Genomic DNA, 3471 nt, shown 5'->3' with positions numbered 1-3471 from the left:
CTGATGCTGGTGTCGGCCTTTGCCGGCTACGACGAGATGCGCGCCAGCTATGTGCATGCGGTGGCGCATGAATACCGCTTCTTCAGCTATGGCGACGCCATGCTGCTGGAGCGCAAGGACAGCTGAACGCAGCCTGCCCTCAACACTGGAGAGCCCATGTCCGGCCTGAAACCGAATAGCCCCAACCCGACCGAGATCAAGCTGCATACGCTATCCCGGATGCTGGAAATCGCTTTTGACGACGGCGCAAGCTTTACCCTGCCGTGCGAGTATCTGCGCGTGTATTCGCCCTCGGCCGAGGTGCGCGGCCATGGTGTGGGGCAGGAAACCCTGCAGGTGGGCAAGAAGCAGGTTGCCATCACCGCGCTGGAGCCGGTCGGGCATTACGCACTCAAGATCGTATTTGACGATGGCCACGACAGCGGCCTTTATAGCTGGGACTATCTCTACCTGCTGGGCAGGGATTACGAGACCAATTGGCAGAATTATCTGGACCGCCTCGCCGCAGCCGGCGCGCTTAGGGAGTAAATAATGGAAAAAACGACACACTTCGGTTTCAAGGACGTGGCAGAGAGCGAGAAGGCCGGCAAGGTGGCCGAGGTCTTTCACTCGGTGGCGCAAAAATACGATGTGATGAACGACATGATGTCGGGCGGCCTGCACCGGGTATGGAAGCATTTCACCCTGACCACCTCCGGCGTCAAGTCGGGCGACAAGGTGCTGGATATTGCCGGCGGCACCGGCGATCTGGCACGCGGCTGGGCCAAGCGCGTCGGCAAGAGCGGGGAAGTGTGGCTGACCGATATCAACTCGTCGATGCTGACCGTGGGGCGCGACCGCCTGCTGGATGCCGGCCTGATGCTGCCGGTGTCGCTGGCTGATGCCGAGAAGCTGCCTTTCCCCGACAACTACTTCAATGCGGTGTCGGTGGCTTTTGGCCTCAGAAACATGACGCACAAGGATCTGGCGCTGAAGGAAATGCTGCGCGTGCTCAAGCCCGGCGGCAAGCTGATGGTGCTGGAGTTCTCCAAGGTGTGGAAGCCGCTGTCGCCGTTTTACGACCTGTATTCATTCAAGGCATTGCCGCTGATGGGCAAGCTGATCGCCAACGATGCGGCCAGCTACCAGTATCTGGCCGAATCCATCCGCATGCATCCGGATCAGGACACGCTCAAGCAGATGATGCTGGATGCCGGTTTCGGCAAGGCCGATTACCACAATCTGTCCGCCGGTGTGGTGGCCTTGCACAAGGCGTATAAATTCTGATGCTGGCGCTGATTCCGACCTGGCTATTGCTGGGTGTCGCCATTCTGGTCGAGGTGGTGTCTACCAGCTCGATCAAGCTGACCGAGGGCTTTACCCGCCCGCTGATGACGCTATTGGTGCTGTGCGGCTACGGCTGTTCGCTGTGGCTGTTGTCGCAGGTGGTGCAGCGCCTCGAAGTCGGCATCGTGTACGCCATCTGGTGCGGCGTGGGCATGGCGGCGGTGGCGCTGGTGGGCGTGCTGGTGTTCGGCGAGAGCGTTTCGCTGGCCAAGACCGCGGGCATCGTGTTGATTGTGGCCGGAACGATATTGCTGAGTCTGGCCAGCAAGGGGTAGTAAATGCAGATTTCGCTATTGGCATTCAATCATCTGCTGGGGCAGCACCCGCAAGTGCGCGCCGAGCTGGCCGCGCATGCCGGACGGCGGGTGGCGATCACTCTGGCGCCGGTGACGGTGAGCGGGGTCGTGACCGAGGCGGGCTATCTTGCTGCCTGTCAGGGCGAGCCCGAAGCCACGGTGCGGCTGAGCCATGGCGTGGTCTTGTCTAGCCTGAGCGGCCAGCCTTCCGCCATGGGCGGGGTCGCTTTTGATGGCGACGGGGTGCTGGCCTCATCGCTGGCGGCTTTGCTGTCGCGCCTGCACTGGGATGCAGAGGAAGACCTGTCGCGCATCGTCGGCGACAGTGCCGCCCACCGTGTGGGCCGGCTGGTGCGTAGCGCCCTGGGCGTCAAGGGCGAGATCGGCGGCCGCCTGCTGGAAAGCTGGGTCGAGCATCTCCGCGACGAAGTGCCGCTGTTGGCGCGCAAGCGCGATGTCGAGCAGTTTGTGGCCGCAGTCGATACCCTGCGCGACGATAGTGCCCGCCTGCAAAAAAGGCTGGCACAACTGGAAGCCCGTCTCCCACCCCCCACTCCAACCATAAAGTCGTCGTAATGAGTCTGTCGCGTTCCCTGAAAATTGTTGCCACCTTGTATCGCTACGGACTGGATGATTTTTTTGCCGGCCATTCCCGTCTGGGCTTTGTCTCGCGCCTGCTGCGTTTTTTGCCCGGCCGCCCCAAGCCGGAACAGCCATTGCCGGCACGCTTGCGTCTGGCGCTGGAAAGTCTGGGCCCCATCTTCGTCAAGTTTGGTCAGGTGTTGTCGACGCGGCGCGACCTGTTGCCGCCGGATTACGCCGACGAGCTGGCGCAGTTGCAGGACAAGGTCAAACCGTTTGACGGCGCACTGGCGCGTGAAGTCATCGAGACGAGCTTCGGCCGGCGCGTAGACGAGATCTATGTCGATTTTGACGATGTGCCGGTGGCCAGCGCATCGGTCGCACAGGTACACAAGGCTTGGCTGCGCGAGGCTGATGGCAGTCGCGGCCGTCAGGTCGCGGTCAAGGTGCTGCGCCCCGGTATCCAGTCGGTGATCGAACAGGATCTGGCCTTGCTCAATACGCTGGCCGGCTGGGTCGAGCGCTTCTTTGCCGACGGCAAGCGGCTGAAACCGCGCGAGGTGGTGGCCGAATTCGACCAGTATCTGCACGACGAGCTGGACATGATGCACGAGGCGGCCAATGCCTCGCAGCTGCGGCGCAATTTCACAGGCTCGGACATGCTGGTCGTGCCCGAGGTGTTTTACGATGCCACCCGGCGCGAGGTGCTGACGCTGGAATGGATGGACGGGACACCCATCGGCCAGATCGAGCGCCTGCGCGCCGAAGGGGTCGATCTCAAGCAGCTGTCGCGCTTTGGCGTCGAGATCTTCTTTACCCAAGTGTTCCGCCACGGTTTTTTCCATGCCGACATGCACCCGGGCAATATCTTTGTCGCGGCCGACGGCCGCTATATCGCGCTTGATTTCGGCATCGTCGGCAGCCTGACCGAAACCGACAAGCACTATCTGGCAGTCAACTTCCTCGCCTTCTTCAACCGCGATTACCACCGCGTCGCCACCGCCCATATCGAGTCGGGCTGGGTGCCGGCCGACACCCGCCCGGAAGAGCTGGAAGCGGCGGTGCGCACCGTGTGCGAACCCTTCTTCGATAAACCGCTCAGCCAGATCTCCTTCGGCATGGTGCTGTTGCGCCTGTTCGAGACCAGCCGCCGCTTCAATGTCGAGATCCAGCCGCAGCTGGTGCTGCTGCAAAAGACCCTGCTCAATATCGAAGGGCTGGGGCGCCAGCTCGACCCCGATCTCAATTTGTGGGACACCGCCAAGCC

Annotated in this window: 6 protein-coding genes; all 6 read left to right on the top strand. The window is 61.9% G+C overall.

What is annotated here, in order from left to right; genetic code table 11:
* The coding region (locus ACRC1E_RS11530) for an S-adenosylmethionine:tRNA ribosyltransferase-isomerase (RefSeq protein WP_438515238.1) at window positions 1–126 on the top strand (126 nt) is incomplete at its 5' end.
* A gap of 30 nt (window positions 127–156) precedes the next feature.
* Complete coding sequence (locus ACRC1E_RS11525) at window positions 157–528, top strand: gamma-butyrobetaine hydroxylase-like domain-containing protein (protein ID WP_438515237.1); 372 nt, start codon at window positions 157–159, stop codon at window positions 526–528.
* A gap of 3 nt (window positions 529–531) precedes the next feature.
* Window positions 532–1266: a bifunctional demethylmenaquinone methyltransferase/2-methoxy-6-polyprenyl-1,4-benzoquinol methylase UbiE gene (ubiE, locus tag ACRC1E_RS11520; RefSeq protein ID WP_438515236.1), complete on the top strand. Its 735-nt coding sequence runs from the start codon at window positions 532–534 to the stop codon at window positions 1264–1266.
* Window positions 1266–1601: a DMT family transporter gene (locus ACRC1E_RS11515; protein ID WP_438515235.1), complete on the top strand. Its 336-nt coding sequence runs from the start codon at window positions 1266–1268 to the stop codon at window positions 1599–1601. Before ubiE ends, ACRC1E_RS11515 begins: the two co-directional genes overlap by 1 nt.
* A 3-nt stretch (window positions 1602–1604) precedes the next feature.
* Window positions 1605–2198: a ubiquinone biosynthesis accessory factor UbiJ gene (locus tag ACRC1E_RS11510; RefSeq protein ID WP_438515234.1), complete on the top strand. Its 594-nt coding sequence runs from the start codon at window positions 1605–1607 to the stop codon at window positions 2196–2198.
* Window positions 2198–3471: ubiquinone biosynthesis regulatory protein kinase UbiB (gene ubiB / locus ACRC1E_RS11505; protein WP_438515233.1), on the top strand; the 1274-nt coding region annotated here is incomplete at its 3' end. The genes ACRC1E_RS11510 and ubiB, both read left to right, overlap by 1 nt.

The organism is Craterilacuibacter sp. (assembly GCF_051659485.1).
GTDB lineage: Bacteria > Pseudomonadota > Gammaproteobacteria > Burkholderiales > Chromobacteriaceae > Craterilacuibacter.
Note: the sequence above shows the minus strand (reverse complement) of the source record. Positions and strands in the feature narration are given on the sequence as shown.